This is a genomic window from Actinokineospora iranica (assembly GCF_900101685.1).
GTDB lineage: Bacteria > Actinomycetota > Actinomycetes > Mycobacteriales > Pseudonocardiaceae > Actinokineospora > Actinokineospora iranica.
On record NZ_FMZZ01000001.1, the window covers coordinates 1,067,971 to 1,091,470 of the forward strand.

Below are 23,500 nucleotides of genomic sequence, written 5' to 3' on the forward strand. Positions count from 1 at the left end.
CGGCGTATCTGCCCGGGTTCGTCAGTTCTGCTTGCCGTGCTCCAGCGGCGAGGCGACCTCGGCCTTGCTCGCGGTGGAGCCGGTGGACTCGGCCGGGATCGACTCGTGGTCGGCGGCCTCGTCTGCGGCGTCGTCGTCCTCGGTGTCGTCGACGTCCGGGCCGACCTTCTCGCGGATGGCCTGGCGAAGCCAGGTGGTCTCGTAGCCGGGGGCGATCTCGATGCCGATCGTGGCCTCGTCGGAGACGTCCGAGACGGTGCCGTAGAGCCCGGAGGTGGTCATCACCCGGTCACCGACGGTGAGCGAGTTCTGAAGCTCCTGCTGCTGCGCCACCATCCGCTTCTGCCGACGGGAGCCGAGGATCAGCGGGATCGCCAGCACGGCGACGAGAAGCAAGGGGAGCAGAGCCTGTTCCATTTTCTCTCCGTTCGGGAGCTGTTCCCCGATGCGGGAAAAGTCCGATTGTTCGGGTGGCCTCACCCGAGTCTGCCAGTTCACGGCGGTCCGGATGGACCCGCCATCGAGCCGCCGTGTGCAAGCGGTCACTCATCGAACAGGGTAGGCGCTGCCCACCCCGGCACGTCGTTCGGGGCGGTCAGCCCCAGGTGGGACCAGGCGAGCGCGGTGGCGACCCGGCCGCGGGGGGTCCTGGCGAGCATTCCGGCCCGGACGAGGAACGGCTCGCACACCTCTTCGACGGTGGTCGGCTCCTCACCGACCGCCACCGCCAGCGTCGCGACGCCGACCGGTCCCCCGCCGAAGGAGCGCACGAGGGCGGACAGCACGGCCCGGTCGAGCCGGTCGAGGCCGAGTTCGTCCACGTCGTAGACAGCCAGCGCGGCGCGGGCGATCTCGCGGGTGACCGTGCCGTCCGCGCGGACCTCGGCGTAGTCGCGGACCCGGCGCAGCAGCCGGTTGGCGATGCGCGGGGTGCCCCGGGAGCGGCCCGCGATCTCCGCCCCGCCTTCCGCGTGCAGGTCGATGCCCAGGATGCGCGCGGAGCGGCGCAGCACCAATTCCAGTTCCTCCGGCGTGTAGAACTCCATGTGCGCGGTGAACCCGAACCGGTCGCGCAGCGGGCCGGTGAGGGAGCCGGACCGGGTGGTGGCGCCGACCAGGGTGAACGGGGCGATCTCCAGCGGGATGCTGGTGGCCCCCGGGCCCTTGCCGACCACGACGTCGACCCGGAAGTCCTCCATGGCCAGGTACAGCATCTCCTCGGCGGGCCGGGCGATGCGGTGGATCTCGTCGATGAACATGACCTCGCCGTCGGTGAGGTTCGACAGCATCGCGGCCAGGTCGCCCGCGCGTTCGAGGGCGGGGCCGGAGGTGATCCGGATCGGCCTGCCCAGCTCGGCGGCGATGATCATCGCGAGGCTGGTCTTGCCGAGTCCCGGCGGGCCGGAGAGCAGCACGTGGTCCGGCGGCGCCCCGCGCCGCGTCGCGCCCTGGAGCACCAGTTGCAGCTGCTCGCGGACCCGGGCCTGGCCGACGAACTCGTCCAGCCGCCGCGGGCGCAGGGTGCTCTCGTCGTCGCGCTCCCCCGGCTCGGCCACTGGGGAAAGCTGCCACTCGTCAGGCTCCATGGCCGCGTCCACTAGCGCTTGCGGCCAAGCGTGGCCAGGGCCTTGCGCAGCACGGCGGGCGTGTCGGCCGCGCCGTTCTCGGCGAGCACGCCGTCGACGGCCTGCTCGGCCTGCTTGACCGGGAAGCCGAGCCCGGTGAGGGCCTCCACGACCGACCCGCGCACCTGCCCGGCGGCGGGGGCGACCGGGGACTCCGCGCCCGCGGCGAGGGCGCCGACCTTGTCGCGCAGTTCGATGATCAGCCGCTCGGCGCCCTTGCGGCCGATGCCGGGGACCTGGGTCAGCACGTTGACGCTGCCGTCGGCGAGTGCGGCGCGCAGCTGAGCGGGTTCCAGCACGGCGAGAGTCGCCAGGGCGAGCCGGGGGCCGATGCCGGACACGGTCAACAGCAGCCAGAACAGGTCGCGGGTCTCGGTGTCGGCGAAGCCGAACAGGGTCAGCGAGTCCTCGCGCACGACCAGGGCGGTGGCGAGCGCTGCCTCTTCGCCCCTGCGCAGCGTGGCCAGCGTGTGCGGGGTGGCCTGCACCGCGAAGCCGACCCCGCCGACCTCGACCACCGCGTGGTCCAGCCCGACCGCCGCCACGTTGCCCCGTACCGAGGAAATCACTTGATCACCGTCCTGCTCTCCCGCGCCGCGGCGGCCAGCCTCGCACGGTGCTTCTTCGCCAGTTCCGCCGCCCTCGCCTCCGCCTCGGCCATCCGGTCGCGCATCGGCGCGCGCCACAGATGGCAGATGGCGAGCGCGAGCGCGTCGGCGGCGTCGGCAGGCTTCGGCGCGGCGCTGAGCCCGAGCAGGCGGGTGACCATGATGGTGACCTGGGCCTTGTCGGCGCGGCCGGAGCCGGTGACCGCGGCCTTGACCTCGCTGGGGGTGTGGAACATGACCGGCAGGCCGCGGCGGGCGGCGGCGAGCGCGACCACGCCCGCTGCCTGCGCGGTGCCCATGGCGGTGCGCACGTTGTGCTGGCTGAACACCCGCTCGATGGCCACGACCTCGGGCCGGTGCTGGTCGAACCAGCCCTCGACAGCGTCGGAGACCTTGAGCAGCCGCACCGACAGGTCGTCCTCGGCGGGCGTGCGGATCACGTCGACGGCCACCGCGCGCACCGCGCGGCCGACGCCGCCGTCGACCACCGCGATGCCCAGGCGGGTCAGCCCCGGGTCGACGCCCAGCACGCGCACGGTAACCGCTCCCTGTCCGCTCGTGAACACTCGTTCGAGAGCCTAGGGGGTCGCCGCCGCCGGATCGGGGACGGACACGCGGGGGACGACGATCGGCGGCTCGATCAGCTCGGGCGTGAGCGGGTCGCAGTCCGGGCGCAGCCAGGGCGCGGTCGGAGCGGCGGCGGGGTCGGCGCGCCAGTCGCGGCAGACCTTGTCGACGCGGATCGGGTAGATGGTCAGGTCGCCGCTGGCGTCCACGCGCATCCGCAGGAACCCCTTGTGGTCCTCGATGCTCTGCCCGGCCATGACCTCGTTGAGGTTGATGCCGAAGCGGCTGACGAGCATCAGGTAAACCGCGACTATCTCGGCGTCGATGAACCCGATCGCCAGCGGGGTGCCCACGGCGACGATCACCAGCGTCGCCCAGTCCGCGACCGGCCCGTCGGGCAGGACGTCGGTGTAGAGCGCGACGACCACCAGCGCCCAGGCCACGCTGAGCCCCAGATGCGCGACCGCGTGCAGCGCGCCCGAGACCTGGGCCAGCCCGACCCGGGGCGGACTGCCCAGCCGGGCGAACGCGAGGGCCCCGATGACGAGCACGATGCCGACCACGGCGGCCGGGGTCCAGCTCGCGACCAGCCCGAAGAACCCGCTGGCCCCGCCGAAGGTCTGCACCAGCCCGTAGAGCACGGCGAGGGTCATCACGGTCTGGAAGACGCCGGTCAGGCCCCAGAACCCGGGGTTGCGCCAGGGCAGGCTGATGATCCCGGAGGCGAACCGCTTCGAGGTGGCACGGTCGGGGTAGCGGCTTTCCAGTTGGTAGTAAGTGGCCTCCGCCCGCGCCCGCACGCGCGACTCGACGGGCGGCAGGCACAGTTCCTCTGGCAGCTCGTGGGTCGCGGCGAGGTAGGCGCCGCCGAGGCCGCAGGTGATCCGCTGCCGGGTGCCGCCGCGCTCGGCGTAGCGGGCGTAGTGGTGCTTGTCGCCGGAGAGCATGACCCGGATGGACGCCCCGGCCGAGCGCACGATCTCGCGGTCGAAGAACTCGATCGTGTCGTAGCGCTTGGTGTGGCCGCCCGCCCCGGCGTCCGCCCACGCGGGCGTTGACGTGCACAGGATCACCGCGTCCCCGGGTTCGAGCTCGGCGGAGACCTGCCGGAAGTACTCCAGCTGCGGGGCATCGACGTAGTCGTCGAACTGGGTGTCGATCGCGAACAGCCACCAGCGCTGGGGCAGCCGCACGGCGAAGTAGGAGCGGGTCTGCTCGGTCGCCCAGCCGCCGAACGGCCTGCGCTGGGCGAACACCCGCAGGAACGAGGTGAGGCCGTCGTACCAGTCGTGGTTTCCGGGCAGCGCGAACAGCGTCGGCGGCTGCCCCTCGGTCGCCGGGAGCGCGGCGCGGTAGACGCCTTTGGTGCGGTCCTCGTAGGCGCGGGTCGACGCGGACGGGTAGACCTGATCGCCGCCCATGACGAGCAGCCGTCCGCGCGGCAGCGGCCCGTGGTCGGCGACGTCGATCCGCTCCGCGGCGAGCAGGCTGGCGATCGAGTAGGTCGCGTCGAACCCGTCACCGATGTCGGCGACGAAGTCGAACCACAGCTCGTCCGTCGCGTCGTGGCGGTGCACACCCGCCGCGAGGCCGCCCTGCAACTCCCGCTTGTCCGCGTAGGACCCGAAAATCGCGGCGATCAGCGACTGGATTCCGGTGCTGACCAACACCTTCGGAGCGAGCCACCGGACCGCGGGCTGCGGCGCGAAGCCCAACTCGACCTCGGTCATGGCCGTGGGCCGGGGACGGGCGGTTTCGGGCTGGGACACGGGCGTCCTTCCGGGCGGGGAGAAGATCGTAGCTTCATGATCCCCTGCCGACGGCGGCCGATCGGGCATGATCGGGTTCATGACCGATCCCGATGCTCTCGTCGCGGCCCTCGGCCTGGCACCGCTGCCGGTGGAGGGCGGACTGTGGTCGCAGTCCTGGCGCGACTCGACGTTCTCGGCGATCTACTACCTGCTCAAGGCGCCGGAGTTCTCCGCGTGGCACCGGCTGGACCGCCCGGAGCTGTACGCCTACCACGCGGGCGCCCCGCTGACGGTGCGCCTGCTCGGGCCTTCGGGGCTCGCGGTCCACGAGCTGGGCCCGGACGTGGCCGCGGGGCAGCGGCCGCAACTGGTCGTGCCCGCCGGGGTGTGGCAGGCCTCGGAATCGCCGTCGTGGACTTTGGTGGGCACCGTCGTGGTGCCGCCTTACACGGACTCTTGCGTGGAGTTCGCCGACACTTCCCTGCTACGCGACCACCCAGACCTCGCCCGGCTCTGCCGCAAGTGAGATCGACGGGCCAGGAAGGGCCGTGGCCTCAGCCCGGCCAACGGAACCTGTTCGAGGTGTAGGTCTGGTCCCCGATCGTCACCACGACCCAGACATCCTGCCCAGCCGGTTTGCAGTGGAACCGGTTGAAGTCCTCGGTGCCGTTGGCATCGATGGTTAGCGTGGCGCCGGGATTGAAGTCATCCCACTCTGACGAGTACGGGACAACCTTGAACTCCGCGTCGGGCTCGAACCCCCACATTCTGATGTGTATCTGGTAGCAGTTCGAATTGTCACCGCCGCACTTGTCCGAGGCAGGACCGCGCGACACCTCGACAGCCGGGCCCGCCTGCGGCGCGGGCGCGGCGGCGGCGGTGGTCGCGGGTTGGGCGAGCGCGGGTGGCGCCGCGGTGGTGGTTGCCGTCGTCGCGGGAGCGGGTCGAGAAGGCGGGACCGTAGTCGTGATCGTGGTGACAGTGGTCTCGACGGCCGGGGAGGTCGCCTGCCTGGCCTCCGGCGCGGCGGGCGGGGCGGTCGACGTGGTGCTCGATTCCGCCGCCTTGGCGGCGGGTTGTTTCGGCGCGGGGCCGGAAGGCGCGGGCAAGCCGACGAGTCCTGCGGCCACCATGCTGAGGACCAGCGTCGCCCGCATCGCGCGTCGGCTCCAGAGTGACGACGCGTAGTGATAGTGCACCCCGCCCACAATCGTGCCCGCCAGTGCGACATTGGCGCTCGACGCCTGAACCGTCGCCGCGTTCTGCGCGTGACCGGGCCCGCCATGTGGCCGCATTTCTTGGTCGCTCATCTATCCCCCCTGGCGAGAAGCGTAACCAACCGCGCTCACGGGTTCGCCGCCGTTCTCGCGAATGGCGGAATGTTTCCACTCCCGGCCGCGCGCCTGCCGCCGCTGGGATCGGTGTGCCGTTCGGCGCAGCCAACCTGTTGGGTGACAGGGCTTCCGGTTGCGGTTCGACGGGCTTGGGTATGTGGTCGGGAGGTTGGTCGACAGCAAGGAGGAGCGGTCGTGGCGGATGGGTTGATCGTGCCCCCGAACCAGGGGCGACGGGTGGTCACCGGGGCGCAAGAGGTGACGTTCAAGGTGACTGGCGCGGAGTCTCGGTTCGCGTCGAGTTTCGAGGTGGTCGTGCCGCCGGGATTCGACGTGGGCGCCCACGTCCACGCCGAAGAGGAAGAATTGTTCTATGTGCTCGAAGGCGAGTTGGACGTGTTGGCGTTCGAGCCGGTGCAGCCCGTTTCGGACGAGTGGCGGGAGTGGCGCGGCAAGGCGAAGCAGCGGGTGGTCCGGGCGGGGCCGGGCAGCGTGATGTTCGTGCCGCCCGGCTGCCCGCACGCCTTCGCCAACTCGACCGACAAGCCTGCCCGCATGTTCTTCCAGTCGTCGCCGCCGGACGCGCACGAGCGCTACTTCGACGAGTTGCTGGAAATCCTCGGCGCGGGGGGCGACGTGGACCGGGAAGCGATCGTGCGGCTGCGCGACCGGTACGGCATCGAGCAGCTCACGCCGCTGCGGGCGCCTGCCCCTACCAGGTGACCGGCAGCTCTACCGGTCCGCGGATGAGCATCCCCTTCGGCCAGGGCACCTGGTCGAAGGGGACCGCGAGCCGCAGCCGGGGCAGTCGTTCAGCCAGCGTGCGCAGCAGCACGTCGGACTCCATCTTGGCGAGCATCGGCGCCATGCAGTAGTGCGGGCCGTGGCCGAAGGCCAGGTGCGGAATGTGCTGGCGGTCGAAATCGATCCGATCGGGATCTCCGAAGACATCCTCGTCCCGGTTCGCGGTGAGGTAGGAGACGTAGACGACCTCGTCCTTGCGGATCAGCACGCCGCCGACCTCGACGTCCTCGGTGGTGATCCGGGGCTGGCCGAGGCCGCTCTTGTGCGGGATGTACCGCAGCAGTTCCTCGACCGCGCGGGGCGCCAGGTCGGGGTCGGCCACCAGCCGCTCCCACAGCGGGGGGTGGGTCAGCAGGGTGTACATCATCATGGAGCTGTTGTTGCGGACCGCGTGCCAGCCGTTGAACTGCAGCAGGACGGCCAGCGCGAGCAGTTCCTCCTCGCTGAGCCTGCCCGCGTCGACGGCGGCGGCGAGCACGCTCATCAGGTCGTCCCTCGGCTCGGCGAGCCGCCGCGCGGCCATGTCGCGGAAGTACGCCCCCACCTCTTCTTTGACGCGGCTGGTGCGCTCTGCCGCCGCCTTGTCGGGCGCGACGGACAGCAGCGTGCCCGCCCACTCGATCATCTGCGGCCAGTCCGCCTCGGGGACGCCCATCATGGTGCCGATCATCGTCACCGGGAACGGCGAGGTCACCTGCTCGACCAGCCTGCCCGGTGATCCCTCGGCGACCATCGCGTCCACCAGCTCCCCGACGACGCGCTCCGCGGTCGGGCGCAGGCGGTCGACGGCGGGCTGGGAGAAGGCGCTGGCGACCACGGTGCGGACCCGGGCGTGCTCCGGCGGGTCGGCGAAGCTGACCGCCCGGTCCAGCGGGATGTTGTGCGCGGTCATCTTCGGAATCGGCCGCCCGGGGAGGGCGGCGCGGCTGAACCGAGGGTCGGAGGTGACGAACTTGACGTCCTCGTAGCGGGTGACCAGCCAGGCCTCCCCTTGGCCGTGCGGCATTCGGATGCGGGCCACCGGTTCTTCGCGCAGCATCCGGGCCAGGAACGCGTCGAATTCCAGGCCGGGCAGATCCTCGACCTGATAGAACCAGACTGGGCAGGAAGTGGTCACTGGAGCACCTTTTTTTCGTCATGGTTTCCGGTCATCGTTTCCGGTGTTTACCGATGCCCGGATTGTTCTGTTTCCCCGGGGGGTCAGCCACTGGTGACGCGCAGGGTCGCGACGGCGCTGGCCGTGGACGCGCCCGCCTTGGCGCATCCCGGGCCCTGGTACCCGACCACCACCACCCGCTCGATCCGGCTGCCCGCGAACAGGCCGTCGTCCACACGGCCCTGGCCGGACACCACGGTCCCGTGGTCGCCGCGCAGGTTGACCGCGCTGCCACCGGACATCGTGCTCTGCTGGCCGTTGTCCCAGTCCGCGACGATGGTGCCGCGGAAACGGCCGCCGTCGCAGTCGAACACCCCGCCGCCGTCGATGGCCAGACGGACGCCGGTGATGTCCCCGGCCCGCGACTGGCACCGATAGTCCCCCCGCATCGACACGCGCAGTCTGCGCGGCGTGTCGGTGATCGCGGGGGTGTAGGTGACCGTGTCGGTTCCCTGGCAATTCACCAGCGTGGTCGACGCGCTCGCCGGAATCGGAAACGCGGCGACCGTGAGCGCCACGGTCGACAGGGTGACAGCGGATAGGGCGACGGCGATCCTGGCCGTGTTCGGGTTACGCCTCATCTCCTGATTATCAGCGCACTCACCACGATCGTCCACAACTCGATCGGGTGTTGTTGAAATTGCGGCAATACTGATTCAACCCGATACTGCTCCCGACTCGGCCAATTCCTTCCTCACTCCGGGTAGTTTCCGGTTTCCCGGCCGCTGATGTGCGGCGAGGTCACGCCCTCGTAGACGAAGTGGCCCATCATGCCCAGCTTCGCGTGCTCCAGGTTGTGGCAGTGCGCCATCCAGATGCCGGGGTTGTCGGCGCGGAAAGCGAGGTCGAACGCCTCGCCGGGCCGCACCTCAATGGTGTCGGTCCACCACGGCGACCCCTGGCTCGGCTGGCCGTTGCGGGACAGCACCAGGGCGCGGTGCCCGTGCAGGTGGATGGGGTGGTCCTCTCGGCCGCGGTTGACAACCCGCAGGCGCACCAGATCGCCCTGCCGCACGGTCGGCGACGGCACGTCCGGGTAGCTCTGCCCGTTGATCAACGAGACCAGTTGCAGCGTGCCGTCGTAGAACCCCAACCGGTCGTCCAGCACCATCTTGTAGTCGACATCGAAGTGGCTGGACCGGTCGAACGGAACCGGCGCGGGCACGCCGTAGGAAAGCGGGTCGAACGCGGGCCCGTCGAACCGGGGCCCAGGGACCGGCGCGTCGGGGTGGGGCAGCAGGGCGAAGCCCGCGACGGGGTTCGCCTCCTCGGTCAGCCGCACCGGCCGGTCCGGCATCGCGAACTCGATGTCGTACCGCCCGCCCGCGGCGATGCCCAGGCGGGCGTCGACGAGGTCGGTCGGGCCGACGAGGTCGGCACCGTCGATCGCCACGATCCGAAACGGCGTGCCGTTCACGGTGAAGGTGGCGGGCCGGTCGTCGGTCGTCGGATCGACGTTGCTGTTGGTGTTCACCAGTCGCAGCCGCACGCGCGTGCCCGGAGCCACGACCGCGCGCTCGACAGTGCCGTCCGCGACACCCAGGGCGGATCTCCCCTGGAACTTGACGGGCCAGATGTGCTTGAGCACCACGCGGTCGAACTCGGCCTGCTCGCCGTCCGGGGGCAGCACCACCAGCGCGCCGAACAGGCCCAGCGTCACTTCCCGCGCGCTCGTCTGATGCGAGTGGTACCAGAACGTCCCGATCTGCGCGGGACGGAAGCGGTAGACGTAGCTGCCGCCGGGCGGCACCGCGTCCTGGGTGAGCCCGGCGGCTCCGTCTTGCGCGTTCGGCACGTTCAAGCCGTGCCAGTGCAGGGTGACGCCGTCCTTCGTCGTCCGGTTGACCAGGGTCACCTGCACCAGTTCGCCCTGCCGGACCCGCAGTTCCGGGCCGGGAGCCTGACCGTTGAACGTCAACCCGGCCGCCACGATGGCCCCGGACGACAGGCGGATCTTGGTGTCTTGCGCGGTCAGGGTGAACACACGGTCCGGCACGCCGTCGACCGCGCCGGTGAGCTGGCTGACCTCGGCGATCCGGTGCCCGCCGTGCTGGGCCGGGTCGTGGCCGCTCATGCTGATCCGGTCCGGCAGCCGGGTCGACCACGAGCCGTAGGCGTGCAGGGCGACTCCGAGCAGGGCGACGGCGACCAGCGCGCCCACGGTACGCAGCAGGCCCGACCACAGCGGCCGCGCGGGGACCATCCCGTCGGGCAGGACCCGCTGCCGCAGCCACAGCACCGCGGTCGCGATGGCCAAGAGCGCCCCGTAGAGGGCCAACTCGTCGGCGTACGGGGCGATCGGCCGGACCAGGGTCCCGGCGTACCAGCCGAGCATGGCGCCGACCGCCGTGGCCTGGACGGCGACCACGGGCCACGGCCCGATCGGCCCGACGTCGCGGTCCCGCGCGAGACCGACGGCCAACGGGACGGTGAGCACCGCCACGCCGACCATGGGCGCCAGCAGCAGCGGAAGGGCGACCAGCACATGGTCGCCGGCGAGTTCCCACTCGATCGACCACACCGCCGCCACCACGATCACATGCGCGAGCAGGACAAGCCCGCCGAACCCGAGAAGCACCAAGAGGTCGCGGGCGGTTCCCCTGCGGGCGGCCGCGGGCTGGGCGCGCAGCCGCCCGGCGAGGAACCCGATGACCGCCCATAACACGAACTGCGAGCCTGCGAGCAGCAGCGCGGTCTGGTTCAGCAGTTCATACCTGGCGGGCAGGTCCATCCTGGGATGTTAAGTCGCAAGTGGACCTTGTGCGGGCTGCCGTCACCCGGAATGGTGAGGCCGGGAGTCAGGGGCCGTCGATGCCGGGACGCCAGCTTTCGGGCAGGCCGCTGCCGGTGAGGACCGGCTGCCACTCCGCGAATCCCGCCGGGGCGTGCGGCCCCCAGGGGAAGCGCCCCTCCGGGGTGGCCACGATCAACTGGAGCGCGGGAAACTCCCCGGACGGGTAGAGCAGGAACGCGCTGCCGAGGAACTCGGGGTAGTAGTCGCGGTGGACGCGTTCCACCACCACCGGGGTGCCCTCGAAGAAGTCCAGGTAGGGCAGCCCGGGGAAGAACCGCTCGCCGGACGCGGCGCGGCGGACGTAGAGGTCGATCAGCGGGCGGGCCATGTCCACCGGAAGGCCGATGACGACCGCCTCCGGCGCCCCGAAGCGGCGCCACGCGCCCGCGGAGAAGGCGTAGGGGGCGCCGAACTCGTCCCCGGGGACCTCGATGACGGCGTGGCCGTCCTCGTCGACCGTGCGCAGCAGCCACTCGCGTAAGCGGGCGTCCTCGGCGGTGATGTCGTCCAGGGACACGGGCGGGCTCCTCGTCGGTGGGGACCGGAACGGGCCCGGGCGCGGCTGCCCGGGCCCGGTGCGAGGTCAGCCGACCTCGGCCATCACATCGTCGGACACGTCGAAGTTCGCGTAGACGTTCTGCACGTCGTCGGAGTCCTCCAGCGCGTCGATCAGCTTGAAGATCTTGCGAGCGCCGTCGGCGTCGAGCTGCACGGTCACCGAGGGCAGGAAGCTCGCGTCGGCGGACTCGTAGTCGTAGCCCGCCTCCTGCAGCGCGGTGCGGACCGCGACCAGGTCGGTGGCCTCGCTGACGATCTCGTAGCTCTCGCCGAGGTCGTTGACCTCTTCCGCGCCCGCGTCGAGCACGGCCATGAGCACGTCGTCCTCGGACAGGCCCGCCTTGGGCAGGATCACGACGCCCTTGCGGTTGAACATGTACGCCACCGAGCCGGGGTCGGCCATGTTGCCGCCGTTGCGGGTCATCGCGGTGCGCACCTCGCCCGCGGCGCGGTTGCGGTTGTCGGTGAGGCATTCGACGAGCACGGCGACCCCGTTGGGGCCGTAGCCCTCGTACATGATCGTCTGCCAGTCGGCTCCGCCCGCCTCCTCGCCGCCGCCGCGCTTGCGGGCGCGCTCGATGTTGTCCTGCGGGACCGAGTTCTTCTTCGCCTTCTGGATGGCGTCGAACAGCGTGGGGTTGCCCTCGGGGTCACCGCCGCCGGTGCGGGCGGCGACCTCGATGTTCTTGATCAGCTTCGCGAAGAGCTTGCCACGCTTGGCGTCGAGGGCGGCCTTCTTGTGCTTGGTTGTCGCCCACTTGGAGTGGCCGCTCATCTCTCCTCCGTCATCCTTGCCAAATCCGATTCACGCGCCGCGGACGATGTCCACGAACAGGCGGTGCACCCGCAGGTCACCGGTCAGTTCCGGGTGGAACGCGGTGGCCAGCACGGACCCCTGCCGAACGGCGACGATCCTACCGGCGGCGGCGCCAGCCGTCGGCGTCTCCGGCACCGTGGCCAGCACACGCACCGTCGGGGAGGTGGACTCGACCCACGGCGCGCGGATGAACACCGCGTGCACCGGCCCGCCCTCGATGTCGGCGAAGTCCAGGTCCTCCTCGAACGAGTCGACCTGCCTGCCGAAGGCGTTGCGCCGCACGATCATGTCGAGGCCGCCGAGCTGGTGCTGGTCGGGGCGGCCGTCGAGGACCTTCTCGGCGAGCAGGATCATCCCGGCGCACGACCCGTAGGCGGGCATCCCGGCCGCCAGCCGGGCACGCAGCGGCTCCAGCAGCTCGAAGGTCTCCAGCAGCCGCGAGATGGTGGTCGACTCGCCACCGGGGATGACCAGCCCGACGACGTCGGCCAGCTCCGACTGCCTGCGCACCGGCAGCACCCGGGCGCCGCCCGCTTCCAGGGCGGCGGTGTGCTCGCGCACGTCGCCCTGCAACGCCAGCACCCCGATCAGCGGTCGCTCAGCCGACACCTTGAGGTTGTCCTTTCTCCACAGCCCGGTCCGCCAGCCTAGTCGGCGCCAGGAGCGGGCCGGATCAGGCCACCCCGGCGAGCCGCAGCAGCGCCGTCGTCGCCGCGGCGGCCACCACCACGACGACGAACGGCGCCTTGCGCCAGGCGAGGACGCCGCCGACGGCGACCCCGGCCGGCAGCGCCCAGCCCGCGAAGCCCTGTCCCTTGGCGAGCGCGCTGGTGGCGACCAGGGCGACGAGCAGCACGACAGCCCCGGTCGAGAGCAACTCCTTGACCCGGTCGGGCATGGTGACCCGGTCGCGCATGAGCGTGCCGCCGAAGCGGAAGGCGAAGGTGCCCAGGGCGAGCACCAGGATCGGCACGATGGTCACATTGCCTCTTTCTTCTTGACTCGGGCGTTCTTGACTCGGGCGTTCTTGACGGTGAGCAGGCCGCCGAGGGCGAGCAGGACCGGCACGCCCGGGGGCAGGAACGGGGTCGTCGCCAGGGCGATCGCCGCGCCGAGCATGGCCGGGCGGAGCTTGTCCGCTTCCCGGAGGACGGGCAGGACCAGCGCGAGCATGACCGCGGGGAAGACCGCGTCAAGCCCGAGGGCGTCCGGGTCGGCGACCAACCGGCCCGCGAGCGCGCCCGCGAACACCCCGGTGTTCCAGGCGACGAACAGGCTCGCGCCACATGCCCAGTAGGCGGCTCGCGCGCGTTCTGGGCTCTTCTGCGCCATGGCGAAGGCGACGGACTCATCGATGAGCAGGTGGCTGCCGAGCAGGCGGGCGGGCCAGCTCCGGCCCACGACGTCGCCTACCGCCAGGCCGAAAGGGAGGTGGCGGGCGTTGAGCACCAAGCCGCCGACCACAGCGGCTATCGGACTGCCACCCGCGGCGACGACTCCTACGGCGAGGTACTGCGAGCCACCCGCGAAGATCAGGACGGACATCGCCACCGGCACCCAGAGTGGAAGTCCGGCGGCCACGGCGATAGCGCCGAAAGAGGCGCCGTTGACAGCGGCCGCGAGGGCGATAGCGAGGACGCCGCGCCAGAGTTCGACATCGAGGGTTCGCCATATCGAACGCATGGCACCATGTGTAGAACAGCGCCCCCTGTTCGTCAAGACGAACGGGCAGCCTTGTTTGTCGAACGGAGAGCTATGGAGCATCGGGGAGCGCCCCTCGACGTCATCGCGCGGGCGCTGCGGCGGGAGCGGGACCAGGTGGGGCTGTCACTGAGCGAACTCGCGAAACGGGCGGGCATCGCCAAGTCGACGCTGTCGCAGTTGGAGTCGGCCAGCGGGAACCCGAGCGTCGAGACACTGTGGGCGTTGAGCGTGGCCCTGGATGTGCCGCTCAGCCGGTTGGTGGAGCCTGTCCGGCCCCGGGTGCAGGTGATCCGAGCCGGAGAGGGGCCCGCGATCTTCTCCGAGCGGGCGGATTATGTGGCAACACTGCTGGCGTCTTGTCCGCCGCACGCTCGGCGGGACATCTACTTGATCAGCGCCAAGCCGGGGAGCAGGCGGGAGTCTGATCCGCATATGCCGGGGGTGGTCGAGCATGTGGTGCTGTGCGCGGGGCGGGCGCTGGTGGGGCTGACCGAGTCTCCGGTGGAGATCGGGCCTGGGGATTATGTGGCTTATCCGGGGGATGTGCCGCACGTGTTCGAGGCGTTGGCGGATGGGACTCACGCCTGCATGGTGTCCGAGCACGTGTAACCGCTGGTTGCTTGCTGTCTGCTCGTTGACAGGAAGGCGGATTCGCCGCTCCACCCATCTCGCACCTGAAGGGCGGGTGCGGTCGGCGGGGGCTACTCAACCTGAACTGAAGGCCACTTCGGGTGCCCGAGGGGTCTCGAAGTGGCCTTCAGATTCAATTAGCCAGTATGCAAGTGGGTGGGTTCACCAGCCGCGTTCTGCAAGGCGGTGGGGTTCGGGGACGTCTTCCACGTTGATGCCGACCATTGCTTCTCCCAGGCCTCGGGAGACCTTCGCGATGACGTCCGGGTCGTCGTGGAAGGTGGTGGCTTTGACGATTGCTTCGGCGCGTTGGGCGGGGTTGCCGGATTTGAAGATTCCGGAGCCCACGAAGACGCCTTCCGCGCCCAGCTGCATCATCATGGCGGCGTCGGCGGGGGTGGCTATGCCGCCCGCGGTGAAGAGGACCACTGGGAGCTTTCCGGCGCGGGCGACCTCGCGGACCAAGTCGTAGGGAGCCTGGAGTTCCTTTGCCGCAACGTACAGCTCGTCTTCGGGGAGGGTGGTGAGCCTGCGGATCTCGGCGCGGATCTTGCGCATGTGGGTGGTGGCGTTCGACACGTCGCCGGTGCCCGCCTCGCCCTTGGAGCGGATCATGGCCGCGCCTTCGGTGATGCGGCGCAGGGCCTCGCCGAGGTTGGTGGCTCCGCAGACGAACGGCACCGTGAACTGCCACTTGTCGATGTGGTTGGCGTAGTCGGCGGGGGTCAGGACCTCGGACTCGTCGATGTAGTCGACGCCGAGGGACTGGAGGACCTGGGCCTCGACGAAGTGGCCGATGCGGGCCTTGGCCATGACCGGGATCGACACCGCCGCGATGATGCCGTCGATCAGATCCGGGTCGCTCATCCTGGCCACGCCGCCCTGGGCGCGGATGTCGGCCGGGACGCGTTCGAGGGCCATGACGGCGACCGCGCCCGCGTCCTCGGCGATCTTGGCCTGCTCGGCGTCGACCACGTCCATGATCACGCCGCCCTTGAGCATCTCGGCCATTCCGCGCTTGACGCGCGTGGTGCCGGTCTCCGGAGTGGGGGCAGTGGGCTGTGCGTCGGACACGATGCGACCTTTCCAGGGTGTCGGGATTGCGCGGCGGCAAGCCGCTGACCACAGCTTACGGCGCAGGTGGCCCGCTCTCAGTGGCCAATTACGGCCGATCTCGCCAGGCCACTTGGCCCCGATGGGGCCGCTGGGGTTGTCGACCGACCGCGAACGGTGTGAGATCGACCACAGGACTGCCGATGGGGTGGCCCGGCGGCTCCCCGAACCGAGTGGGAGGTGGGCGACATGGGGTCCAAGAGCTCCGAGAACGGCCATGCCGAGTCCGGGGTCGCCGCGGACGACCCGGCCAAGGTCCGCAACATCGCGCTGGTCGGACCGTCCGGGTCCGGGAAGACGACGCTCGCCGAGGCGCTGCTCGCCGCGACGGGGGTGCTGGGGCGCGCGGGGTCGGTGACCGAGGGGACGACCGTGTGCGACCACGACCCGGCCGCCATTCGGCAGCAGCGGTCGGTCGGGCTGTCGGTGGCGCCGCTGGTGCACGACGGCGTGAAGATCAATCTGATCGACACCCCCGGGTACGCGGATTTCGTCGGCGAGTTGCGCGCCGGGCTGCGGGCCGCCGACGCCGCGTTGTTCGTGGTCTGCGCCGCCGAGGGGGTCGACGCGACCACGACGACCCTGTGGGCGGAGTGCGCCGCGGTGGGGATGCCGCGCGCCCTGGTCATCGCCCGGCTCGACCACGCGCGCGCCGACTTCGCCGCGGAGCTGGCCGCGTGCCAGGAGGCGTTCGGGGCGAACGTGCTGCCGCTCTACCTGCCGACGACGGACGGGACCGGGCTGCTCGGGCTGATCACCCAGCGCCTGTTCGACCACTCCGCGGGCCACCCGCCGACGGTGACCGAGCCGGGCGCCGCGGACCTGGCGCGGGTGTCGGACGCCCGTGACCAGCTCATCGAGGGGATCATCGCCGAGAGCGAGGACGAGACCCTGATGGACCGCTACCTCGCGGGCGAGCCGATCGACACCGACACGATCGTCGCCGACCTGGAGACCGCGGTCGCGCGGGGCTCGTTCCACCCGGTGTTCCCCGTGTGCGCGCAGACCGGGCTGGGCCTTGCCGAGCTGGTCGAGGCGCTGGCCAGGGCGTTCCCGTCGCCGCTTGAGCACCCGCTGCCCGAGGTCACCGCCCCGAACGGCAAGCCGCACGCCGCGCTCACCGCCGACCCGGGCGGCCCGCTCGCCGCCGAGGTCGTGCGCACCGCGGTCGACTCCTACGTCGGCCGGGTGTCCCTCGTGCGGGTGTTCTCCGGCACCCTGCGTCCGGAGCGGCCCGTGCACGTGTCCGGGCACGGGCTGTCCGACCGGGGCCACGAGGACCACGACGCCGACGAGCGCGTCGCGCACATCTACTCGCCGCTCGGCGCCAGCCTGCGCGAGGTGCCGTACTGCGTCGCGGGCGACCTGTGCGCGCTGACCAAAGTCGGGTCCGCCGAGACCGGCGACACCGTCTCCGCTCCCGATGACCCGCTGCTGATGGCCCCATGGGCGATGCCGGAGCCGCTGCTGCCGGTCGCCGTGACCGCCAAGTCCCGCAGCGACGAGGACACCCTGGCCCGCAACCTGTCCCGGCTCGTCGCAGGGGACCCCACCCTGCGCATGGACCGCAACGCCGAGACCCACCAACTGGTCCTGTGGTGCATGGGCGAGGCGCACGCCGACGTCGTCCTCGACCGCCTGCGCACGGGCGGGGCCGAGGTCGAGACCGAACCGGTGAAGGTGCCCCTGCGCGAGACGTTCGCCGCCCCGGCCCGCGGCCACGGCAGGCACGTCAAGCAGTCCGGCGGCCACGGGCAGTACGCGGTCTGCGACATCGAGGTCGAGCCCCTGCCCACCGGCGCGGGCTTCGAGTTCGTCGACCGCGTGGTCGGCGGCGCGGTCCCCCACCAGTTCATCGGCAGCGTCGAGAAGGGCGTCCGCGCCCAACTCCAGCGCGGCCTGCACGGCGGCCACCCGGTGGTCGACGTCCGCGTCACCCTGGTAGACGGCAAGGCCCACAGCGTCGACTCCTCCGACACCGCCTTCCAGACCGCGGGTGCCCTTGCCCTCAAGGACGCGGCCGAGAAAGGCCGGATCACCCTGCTGGAGCCCGTGGACGAGGTCCACGTCCGCGTCCGCGACGAACACCTCGGCACCATCCTCGGCGACCTGTCCGCCCGCCGCGGCCGGGTCCTGGGCACGGAGGCAGGCGACTCGGGGCGCTCGGTGGTGCACGCGGAGGTGCCCTCGGCCGCGCTGCTGCGGTACGCGATCGACCTGCGCTCGCTGACCTCGGGCTCGGGCGCCTTCACCCGCCAGTTCTGCCGCTACGACCCGCTGCCGGAGTCCCTGGCCGCCCAGTACGCCTAGGCGCGGTCACCCGATGGGGTTGTCTAGTCGGTTTGACGCTTGCGCGTCTAGCTTGCTAGACATAGCCTTGTGGTGAACAAACGACTGCGTCCCAAGGCGCTGCTTGCCCTCGTGCGAAAGGTCGCTCGCCAGAACCAGCGCACGGTGGTGGCGGAGCCCGGACGAGGCAAGGAATCCCACAGGTTGTATCGGCTACTCGACCAGGACGGACTGGAGATCGGGAGGTTCGCAATGCCGGATCACGCACGTGCACTGTCCTGGACAGTTCTCCGGAGCATCGAGAACGCCTTCGCGCAGGAGTTCGGCGAACGCTGGATGGAGGAGAAGTGACCGACGCGCTCCCCGTCTATTCCGTTGTCGTCTCCCGCGAGGACAACCTCTGGGTCGCGGTCGTGGAAGGGCTCCCCGGCGGCGCGACCGAGGTCGAGCACTTTCGAGACTTGCCGGACGCGGTCCGAGACTTGATCGCGACTCTGGTCGACAGCGAAACGGACGCCTTCTGGATCGAGTGGCACTACCGGCAGGGGGATCACGACCTCACCCAGGTCATCGAGAACCTTCGGCAGTGGGAACGGTTGGCGGAACGCGCGGCCTACCAGCGGGACCTGTCTCGCCAAGCCGTGGTCGAAAGCCTGCGCGCGGCCGGGTTGACCTACCGCGAGATCGCCGACGTGGTTCAGATGTCACACCAGCGTGTTTGGCAACTGCTCGATACCGAGGGCAAGACAGCCAAGGCAGACCGGGAAACACTGAGCCCATTGGAGGCATCGCTGATCGCTTTCCTCAGCACCGTTGGCCAAGTACGTCCAGATTCACGGCCAAGCCTGCTGACGACAACAGCGGCCATGCTTGAAGAAGCAGCGGCGGACGTGTCCTTCTTACATTCGGACCTCAGGGTCGAGGTGGGCACGACGCCATTTCCCCCGTCGATCATGGGCCGGGCTCAGCGGACCACGCGCACCGTTCCGTCCCACGAGGACACGTCGGGAAGGAGGTCGGCCAGTTGAACCGGGTAGACGGTTTCGTCGGTGTCGTGCAGGTCGGTGGGGCTCCACCAGCGGTGGTCGGCGATGGTGCGCGCCTCCAGTTCGGTGAAGCCGGAGGTGTTCACCGATGAGCCGTCGGGGAGGTGGGCGACGAAGAACCATTCCTCCGCGTCGTAGGTGCGGCCCTCGAAGCTGAACACGACCCGGCGGCGCCAGACCGGGCCGGTGAGGGTGTCGGCGGAGACCTCGATGCCGGTTTCCTCGTGGAGTTCGCGGGCGGCGGCGGTGCGCAGGTCCTCCCCCGGTTCGACGCCGCCGCCGGGGGTGAACCAGAAGGCGTCCCGGGGGCGGCCGGGGTCGTGGCCGTGGAAGAGCAGCACGCGGTCGTCTGGGTCGAGTAGGAGCACGCGGGCCGAGGGGCGGGGGCGGGGCACGTCCTCGGCCAGGTCGGGTTCGGCGATCTCGAAATAGGTGGGCTGGGGGGCGGTGCCGGACAGCTTGAGCCAGCGGACCGGCCTGCGGCGGCGCTGGACGAGGGTGTCGCGCACCGCGTCGCCGTGGACGCGGCGGGCGATGACCATGCGGTGTTCGGCGTCGGCGAGTTCGGCGACCAGGGACAGGGGCAGGTCCTGGCGGTTGACCGAGGCGAGTTCGCGGGTCAGGGCGTTCTCGGCCGACTCCCGGTCGGCTCGCGGGGCGCGTTCGGCGCGGTCGGCGACCACCCGCAGGCGGTCGCCCGTATGGGGGTCGATCACGCCGGACACCGCGCGGGCGACGACCGCTCGGCGGGCCAGCGCGGCGTCGAGGGCGGCCCAGGCCGCGTCGGTGCGCACGTGCAGCCGGTCCAGGCGGTTGGCGGTGCCCACCAGCCAGCTTCCGATCATGACCACGACCGCCAGCACCACGATCAGCGTGGTGATCTCCCAGCCGGTCACGGCACCTCGCCCACGCGGCGCGGGTCGGCGGCGATGGCCTGCTCGTAGACGCGCAGCACCTGGTTGGCCACCACCGACCAGTCGAACGCGGCGACCCGGCGCTCCGCCTCGGCCACCAGGGTCGCCCGCCGCGACGGGTCGGTGAGCACCGCGCGCAGGCCCTCCGCCAGGGCGGGCGCGTCGCCGACCGGGGTGAGCACGCCCGCCCGGCCGTCGTCGAGGACGCGGCGGAACGCGTCGAGGTCGCTGGCGACCACCGCCGTGCCCGCGGACATGGCCTCGGTCAGGATGATCCCGAAGCTCTCGCCGCCGGTGTTCGGCGCGCAGTAGACGTCGACGCTGCTCAGCGCGCGGGCCTTGGTGGCGTCGTCGGCCTGGCCGAGCAGATCGATCCGGGCCGCCAGCGCCGGACCGGCCGCCCGGCGCAGATCGTCCTCGTCGCCGCGGCCGACGACCAGCAGCCGCAGGTCGGGCAGGTCGTCCAGCAGCAGGCGCAGGGCGGCGAGCAGGATCGACATGCCCTTGCGCGGCTCGTCGTAGCGGCCGACGAACCCCACGGTGCCGCCCACGCGCGGATAGCCCGGCAGCGGCCCCGCGTCCCGGAAGAAGGCCACGTCGACGCCGTTGGGGATCTCCACCGCGTCGCCGCCCAAGTGCTCGACCTGCACCCGCCGGGCCAGCGCGGACACCGCGATCCGGGCGGTGACCTTCTCCAGGAACGGCTGCAGCACCATCTGGAACGCGCTGAGCGTGCGCGAGCGCGGCGTCGAGGTGTGGAAGGTGGCCACGATCGGGCCGTCGGCGAGCATCAGCGCGAGCATGGACAGGCTCGGCGCGGTCGGCTCGTGCAGATGCAGCACGTCGAAGTCGTGGTCACGAATCCAGCGGCGCACCCGGGTGAACGACACCGGGCCGAACGACAGCCGCGCCACCGACCCGTTGTACGGGATGCCGACCGCGCGGCCCGCGGGCCGGACGAAATCCGGCAGCGGGGTGTCCTCGTCGGCGGGGGCGAGCACGTCGACCTCGTGGCCCAGCGCCCGCAGCGCCCGCGCCAGGTCCATGACGTGGACCTGCACCCCTCCGGGGACCTCGAAGGAGTACGGGCAGACGACCCCGATCCTCACCGCCGCTCCCGCGCTACCTTCCCGGCGGCAAGCGCCTCCTGCCCCGCGGGCGACAGGTCGGAGATCCACAGGTCTTGCAGCATGTGCCAGTCGGCGGGGTGCGCGGCGATGTCGGCGGCGAGCGTGTCGGCCAGCGCCTGGGTGGCGGCCGGGACCCCGCGGATGCCGTTGACCTGCAACGGCGGGTGGATGCGCAGGCCCCAGCCGTCGTCGGTGAACCACAGGCCTGCCGGGAGCAGCGCGGCCCCGGTGCGCGCGGCCAGGTAGGCCGGGCCCGGGGGCATCCTGGTCTGCGCGCCGAAGAACGTCACCGGGGTGCCGGTCGGGGTCAGGTCCCGGTCGGCGACCAGGCACACGATCTTGTTCTCCCGCAGCCGCTCGGCCAGCACGACGCCAGGGAGGCGGTCGCCGCCGCTGGCGGGCAGGATCTCGAACCCGAGGGACTCGCGGTAGGCGACGAACCGCTCGTAGAGCGACTCGGGTTTCAGGCGCTCGGCGACGGTGGTGAACCGGCCGTGCTCGCCGACGAGCCACACGCCCGCGGCGTCCCAGTTGCCCGAGTGCGGCAGCGCCAGCACGACGCCGTTGCCCTCGGCGAGCGCCGCATCGATGTACTCCTTGCCGGTCATCGTCGCGTCGATGGCGGCGTGGATGGCCTGGTGGTCCATGCTGGGCAGCCGGAACGCCTCCAGCCAGTAACGCGCGTAGGACCGCAGCGCCTGCCGCACCAGGTCGTCGAGTTCGGCGACCCCGGCCTGCGGCACGACCCGGGCAAGGTTCGCCCGCAGCCGCTGGCTGCCCGGCCCCGCGCGGCGGGCGGCGAGGTCCGCCCCAGCCTGGAACAGCGCGCGCGCCGCCCCGTCGGGCAGCGTCCGGACCAGGCGCCAGCCCAGGCCGTAGCCAGTGGCCTGCAGTCGGTCGCCCCAGTTCATGTCGCCCCAGTTCATGCTGTCTCCTCCATCGCCGAGCGCCGGACCGCGACCAGCCGCTGCGCCACCGTCGCCACCGACCCGACCGCGAGGACCCACAGCCCCGTCTCCAGCGCGTACGGCACGCCCAGCCCGCTCAGCCCGGCACCGACCAGGGTGATGATGAGCCGTTCCGCCCGCTCGACCAGCCCGCCGTTCGCGCTGAGCCCGGACGCCTCGGCGCGCGCCTTGATGTAGGAGATCACCTGCGCGGACACCAGGCACACCAACGCCGCGACAGCCGTGACCCGGTCGTGCGCGACCTCGAACAGGTACCAGGTGACCCCGCAGAACAGCGCCCCGTCCGCGATCCGGTCACAACTGGCGTCGAGCACCGCCCCGTAGCGCGTCCCCCCGCCCTGGGCGCGCGCCATGGCCCCGTCGAGCAGGTCGAACATGGCGAACCCCCACACCACGAGCGTCCCGGCCAACAGATGCCCGGCGGGGAACAGCCACAGCGCGCCTGCCACCGCCCCCGCCGTCCCCACCACCGTCGTGGCGTTGGGGGTGAGACCGATGCGAACCAACCGCGCCCCCACCGGATCGGTGACGCGCGAGACCGAGGCACGAGCGAAGATGTTCAGCATGAGGCTGTGAAAGGCACCTAACCGGCGGGACGACCTGGCGAGCGCAGCCTAACCGCCCGCGTGCCCGATCCTCGCGCACCACCCCCGATGCCCACCGGGCGCTCGGGTTGTCGTGAGGGGGACCGCTCAGGCCGGGCCGAGCGACACGTCACGGCGGTCCGCTGGCTCGACTACCGGCCACACTGAGAGCCAAGTCGGGCAGGCGCGGCGCGGTCGTGACGTTTCCGCTGATCAGCGCACCCGATTCAGGTCCGGTCGAGTCTGCGGCGCGATCATCTGGCCGCGTCCAATGAGGCAGGCGCGTGGCGAGCCCCTCCGCGCCAGTCCCGCGCTCGGCCTTTCACTCGCGCGCGCGTGGCATACCCCACCCATCCCGGGGGGCCGCCCCGCTCCAGTCTATCGGCTCTGCGCGGGAAAGGAAGGGGGGTTCGAAATCTGTGGATAAGTGGCCATTGGGCGACACGTTCGGGGGACGGAAAAGGGCGTCGGCTGTGGACAACTGGGGCGCGCGGCACCATTGACGGGTGGGACGGGGCTGCGCCTCGGGGCTGGGCGGGTGTGCGTCAGCGGCCGGGTTCGGGAGAGCCGGGGAGGTTCTTCTTGTCCGGGTCCAAGCCTTCGAGGACTATGGCGCTGATCTCGCCGAGGGACTTGACCTGGTCGGGCGTGAGGCGGTCGAACAGGACCTCGCGCACGGCCGCGACGTGGCCGGGGGCGGCGGCGGCCAGGGCGGCGAAGCCCGCGTCGGTGAGGACGGCCAGGGAGCCGCGCTTGTCCGTCGGGCATTCGCGGCGTTCGACCCAGCCTGCTTCCTCAAGGCGGGCGACGGCGTGCGAGAGCCTGCTGCGGGAGGAGTTGCGCAGGCCCGCCAGTTCGCTCATGCGCAGTTCCCGGTTCGGGGCGTGCGAGAGGACCACCAGGATCTCGTAGTAGGTGTAGGGCATCTTCGAGTCGCGCTGAAGCTGCCTGTCCAGGTGGTCGACCAGGGCGCCCAGCATCGTGACGAACGTGCGCCACGCGTCCTGCTCCGCGTCGGACAACCACCGGGGCTCAGCCATGTCCCCAGTCTACCCCTCTGGTTGAACTCTCAACAGAGCGCGTGTAGCGTCCTGGTTGAGCACTCAAC

At 71.1% G+C, this 23,500-nt stretch carries 27 protein-coding genes; 7 read left to right on the forward strand and 20 right to left on the reverse strand.

The features are described from left to right. Positions 1–21 precede the first annotated feature (21 nt). The 5 genes from yajC to BLS56_RS04950 form a co-directional block, all read right to left on the reverse strand. Positions 22–417 (reverse strand): preprotein translocase subunit YajC, encoded by a 396-nt coding sequence (gene yajC, locus BLS56_RS04930; RefSeq protein WP_091448499.1) that lies wholly within the window; start codon positions 415–417, stop codon positions 22–24. A 125-nt stretch (positions 418–542) separates the two neighbouring features. Then, the gene (gene ruvB, locus BLS56_RS04935) at positions 543–1,586 is read right to left on the reverse strand and encodes a Holliday junction branch migration DNA helicase RuvB (protein WP_091448501.1); all 1,044 of its coding nucleotides are present in this window, start codon (positions 1,584–1,586) and stop codon (positions 543–545) included. An 11-nt stretch (positions 1,587–1,597) separates the two neighbouring features. Further along, positions 1,598–2,194: a Holliday junction branch migration protein RuvA gene (ruvA, locus tag BLS56_RS04940; RefSeq protein ID WP_091448504.1), complete on the reverse strand. Its 597-nt coding sequence runs from the start codon at positions 2,192–2,194 to the stop codon at positions 1,598–1,600. Further along, positions 2,191–2,769, reverse strand: coding sequence for a crossover junction endodeoxyribonuclease RuvC (gene ruvC / locus BLS56_RS04945; RefSeq protein ID WP_091448506.1), 579 nt, complete (start codon positions 2,767–2,769; stop codon positions 2,191–2,193). Before ruvC ends, ruvA begins: the two co-directional genes overlap by 4 nt. Before the next feature lie 42 nt (positions 2,770–2,811). Continuing rightward, the gene (locus tag BLS56_RS04950; RefSeq protein WP_228771352.1) at positions 2,812–4,569 is read right to left on the reverse strand and encodes a metallophosphoesterase family protein; all 1,758 of its coding nucleotides are present in this window, start codon (positions 4,567–4,569) and stop codon (positions 2,812–2,814) included. A 79-nt stretch (positions 4,570–4,648) separates the two neighbouring features. Here BLS56_RS04950 and BLS56_RS04955 point away from each other — a divergent pair, with 79 nt between their 5' ends. Next, on the forward strand, positions 4,649–5,077 hold the full coding sequence (locus tag BLS56_RS04955; RefSeq protein WP_091448814.1) for a cupin domain-containing protein: 429 nt from the start codon (positions 4,649–4,651) through the stop codon (positions 5,075–5,077). A 28-nt stretch (positions 5,078–5,105) separates the two neighbouring features. Here BLS56_RS04955 and BLS56_RS04960 read toward each other — a convergent pair whose 3' ends face one another. After that, complete coding sequence (locus tag BLS56_RS04960) at positions 5,106–5,318, reverse strand: hypothetical protein (RefSeq protein ID WP_091448508.1); 213 nt, start codon at positions 5,316–5,318, stop codon at positions 5,106–5,108. A 43-nt stretch (positions 5,319–5,361) separates the two neighbouring features. On the opposite strand from BLS56_RS04960, the gene BLS56_RS31265 reads away from it, so the two are divergent. Next, positions 5,362–5,739: a hypothetical protein gene (locus BLS56_RS31265; protein ID WP_175482659.1), complete on the forward strand. Its 378-nt coding sequence runs from the start codon at positions 5,362–5,364 to the stop codon at positions 5,737–5,739. Positions 5,740–6,080: 341 nt separating this feature from the next. Beyond that, positions 6,081–6,608 (forward strand): cupin domain-containing protein, encoded by a 528-nt coding sequence (locus tag BLS56_RS04970; RefSeq protein WP_228771353.1) that lies wholly within the window; start codon positions 6,081–6,083, stop codon positions 6,606–6,608. On the opposite strand, the gene BLS56_RS04975 is transcribed toward BLS56_RS04970, so the two are convergent. The 8 genes from BLS56_RS04975 to BLS56_RS05010 all read right to left on the reverse strand — a co-directional run bounded on the left by BLS56_RS04975 (position 6,598) and on the right by BLS56_RS05010 (position 13,697). Then, positions 6,598–7,806, reverse strand: coding sequence for a cytochrome P450 (locus BLS56_RS04975; protein WP_228771354.1), 1,209 nt, complete (start codon positions 7,804–7,806; stop codon positions 6,598–6,600). The genes BLS56_RS04970 and BLS56_RS04975 overlap by 11 nt on opposite strands. An 83-nt stretch (positions 7,807–7,889) precedes the next feature. Further along, positions 7,890–8,426: a hypothetical protein gene (locus BLS56_RS04980; RefSeq protein ID WP_091448514.1), complete on the reverse strand. Its 537-nt coding sequence runs from the start codon at positions 8,424–8,426 to the stop codon at positions 7,890–7,892. A 113-nt stretch (positions 8,427–8,539) separates the two neighbouring features. After that, a complete protein-coding gene (locus tag BLS56_RS04985; RefSeq protein ID WP_091448515.1) occupies positions 8,540–10,576 on the reverse strand; it encodes a multicopper oxidase family protein in 2,037 nt (678 codons plus the stop codon). 67 nt (positions 10,577–10,643) lie between these two features. Beyond that, entirely contained in the window at positions 10,644–11,156 is a 513-nt protein-coding gene (locus BLS56_RS04990; protein WP_091448517.1) for a DUF4262 domain-containing protein, read from the reverse strand. Between the two features lie 66 nt (positions 11,157–11,222). After that, entirely contained in the window at positions 11,223–11,972 is a 750-nt protein-coding gene (locus BLS56_RS04995; RefSeq protein ID WP_091448518.1) for a YebC/PmpR family DNA-binding transcriptional regulator, read from the reverse strand. 30 nt (positions 11,973–12,002) lie between these two features. Beyond that, on the reverse strand, positions 12,003–12,623 hold the full coding sequence (pdxT, locus tag BLS56_RS05000) for a pyridoxal 5'-phosphate synthase glutaminase subunit PdxT (RefSeq protein ID WP_091448520.1): 621 nt from the start codon (positions 12,621–12,623) through the stop codon (positions 12,003–12,005). A gap of 64 nt (positions 12,624–12,687) precedes the next feature. Continuing rightward, positions 12,688–12,996, reverse strand: coding sequence for an AzlD domain-containing protein (locus BLS56_RS05005; RefSeq protein WP_091448522.1), 309 nt, complete (start codon positions 12,994–12,996; stop codon positions 12,688–12,690). Continuing rightward, the gene (locus tag BLS56_RS05010) at positions 12,993–13,697 is read right to left on the reverse strand and encodes an AzlC family ABC transporter permease (RefSeq protein WP_091448524.1); all 705 of its coding nucleotides are present in this window, start codon (positions 13,695–13,697) and stop codon (positions 12,993–12,995) included. The genes BLS56_RS05005 and BLS56_RS05010 overlap by 4 nt, the downstream gene beginning before the upstream one ends. 72 nt (positions 13,698–13,769) lie before the next feature. On the opposite strand from BLS56_RS05010, the gene BLS56_RS05015 reads away from it, so the two are divergent. After that, positions 13,770–14,327, forward strand: a complete 558-nt coding sequence (locus tag BLS56_RS05015; RefSeq protein ID WP_091448525.1) for a helix-turn-helix domain-containing protein — start codon at positions 13,770–13,772, stop codon at positions 14,325–14,327. Positions 14,328–14,510: 183 nt separating this feature from the next. Here the strand turns inward: BLS56_RS05015 and pdxS are convergent, their stop codons facing one another. Further along, a complete protein-coding gene (pdxS, locus tag BLS56_RS05020) occupies positions 14,511–15,422 on the reverse strand; it encodes a pyridoxal 5'-phosphate synthase lyase subunit PdxS (protein WP_175482660.1) in 912 nt (303 codons plus the stop codon). A 228-nt stretch (positions 15,423–15,650) separates the two neighbouring features. Here pdxS and BLS56_RS05025 point away from each other — a divergent pair, with 228 nt between their 5' ends. From BLS56_RS05025 to BLS56_RS31270, 3 genes are all read left to right on the forward strand, one after another. After that, positions 15,651–17,771, forward strand: coding sequence for an elongation factor G-like protein EF-G2 (locus tag BLS56_RS05025; RefSeq protein ID WP_091448527.1), 2,121 nt, complete (start codon positions 15,651–15,653; stop codon positions 17,769–17,771). A 72-nt stretch (positions 17,772–17,843) separates the two neighbouring features. After that, the gene (locus BLS56_RS05030) at positions 17,844–18,101 is read left to right on the forward strand and encodes a hypothetical protein (protein WP_228771355.1); all 258 of its coding nucleotides are present in this window, start codon (positions 17,844–17,846) and stop codon (positions 18,099–18,101) included. Beyond that, the gene (locus tag BLS56_RS31270) at positions 18,098–18,778 is read left to right on the forward strand and encodes a hypothetical protein (RefSeq protein ID WP_175482661.1); all 681 of its coding nucleotides are present in this window, start codon (positions 18,098–18,100) and stop codon (positions 18,776–18,778) included. Before BLS56_RS05030 ends, BLS56_RS31270 begins: the two co-directional genes overlap by 4 nt. Here the strand turns inward: BLS56_RS31270 and BLS56_RS05040 are convergent. The 5 genes from BLS56_RS05040 to BLS56_RS05060 form a co-directional block, all read right to left on the reverse strand. Beyond that, the gene (locus tag BLS56_RS05040) at positions 18,715–19,692 is read right to left on the reverse strand and encodes an NUDIX hydrolase (RefSeq protein WP_228771356.1); all 978 of its coding nucleotides are present in this window, start codon (positions 19,690–19,692) and stop codon (positions 18,715–18,717) included. The genes BLS56_RS31270 and BLS56_RS05040 overlap by 64 nt on opposite strands. Continuing rightward, positions 19,689–20,819 (reverse strand): glycosyltransferase family 4 protein, encoded by a 1,131-nt coding sequence (locus BLS56_RS05045; RefSeq protein ID WP_091448531.1) that lies wholly within the window; start codon positions 20,817–20,819, stop codon positions 19,689–19,691. Before BLS56_RS05045 ends, BLS56_RS05040 begins: the two co-directional genes overlap by 4 nt. Next, entirely contained in the window at positions 20,816–21,766 is a 951-nt protein-coding gene (locus BLS56_RS05050) for a phosphatidylinositol mannoside acyltransferase (RefSeq protein ID WP_228771357.1), read from the reverse strand. The genes BLS56_RS05045 and BLS56_RS05050 overlap by 4 nt, the downstream gene beginning before the upstream one ends. Then, a complete protein-coding gene (pgsA, locus tag BLS56_RS05055) occupies positions 21,763–22,374 on the reverse strand; it encodes a phosphatidylinositol phosphate synthase (RefSeq protein WP_091448533.1) in 612 nt (203 codons plus the stop codon). Before pgsA ends, BLS56_RS05050 begins: the two co-directional genes overlap by 4 nt. A 563-nt stretch (positions 22,375–22,937) precedes the next feature. After that, the gene (locus BLS56_RS05060; protein ID WP_091448534.1) at positions 22,938–23,432 is read right to left on the reverse strand and encodes a MarR family winged helix-turn-helix transcriptional regulator; all 495 of its coding nucleotides are present in this window, start codon (positions 23,430–23,432) and stop codon (positions 22,938–22,940) included. Between the last annotated feature and the right edge of the window lie 68 nt (positions 23,433–23,500).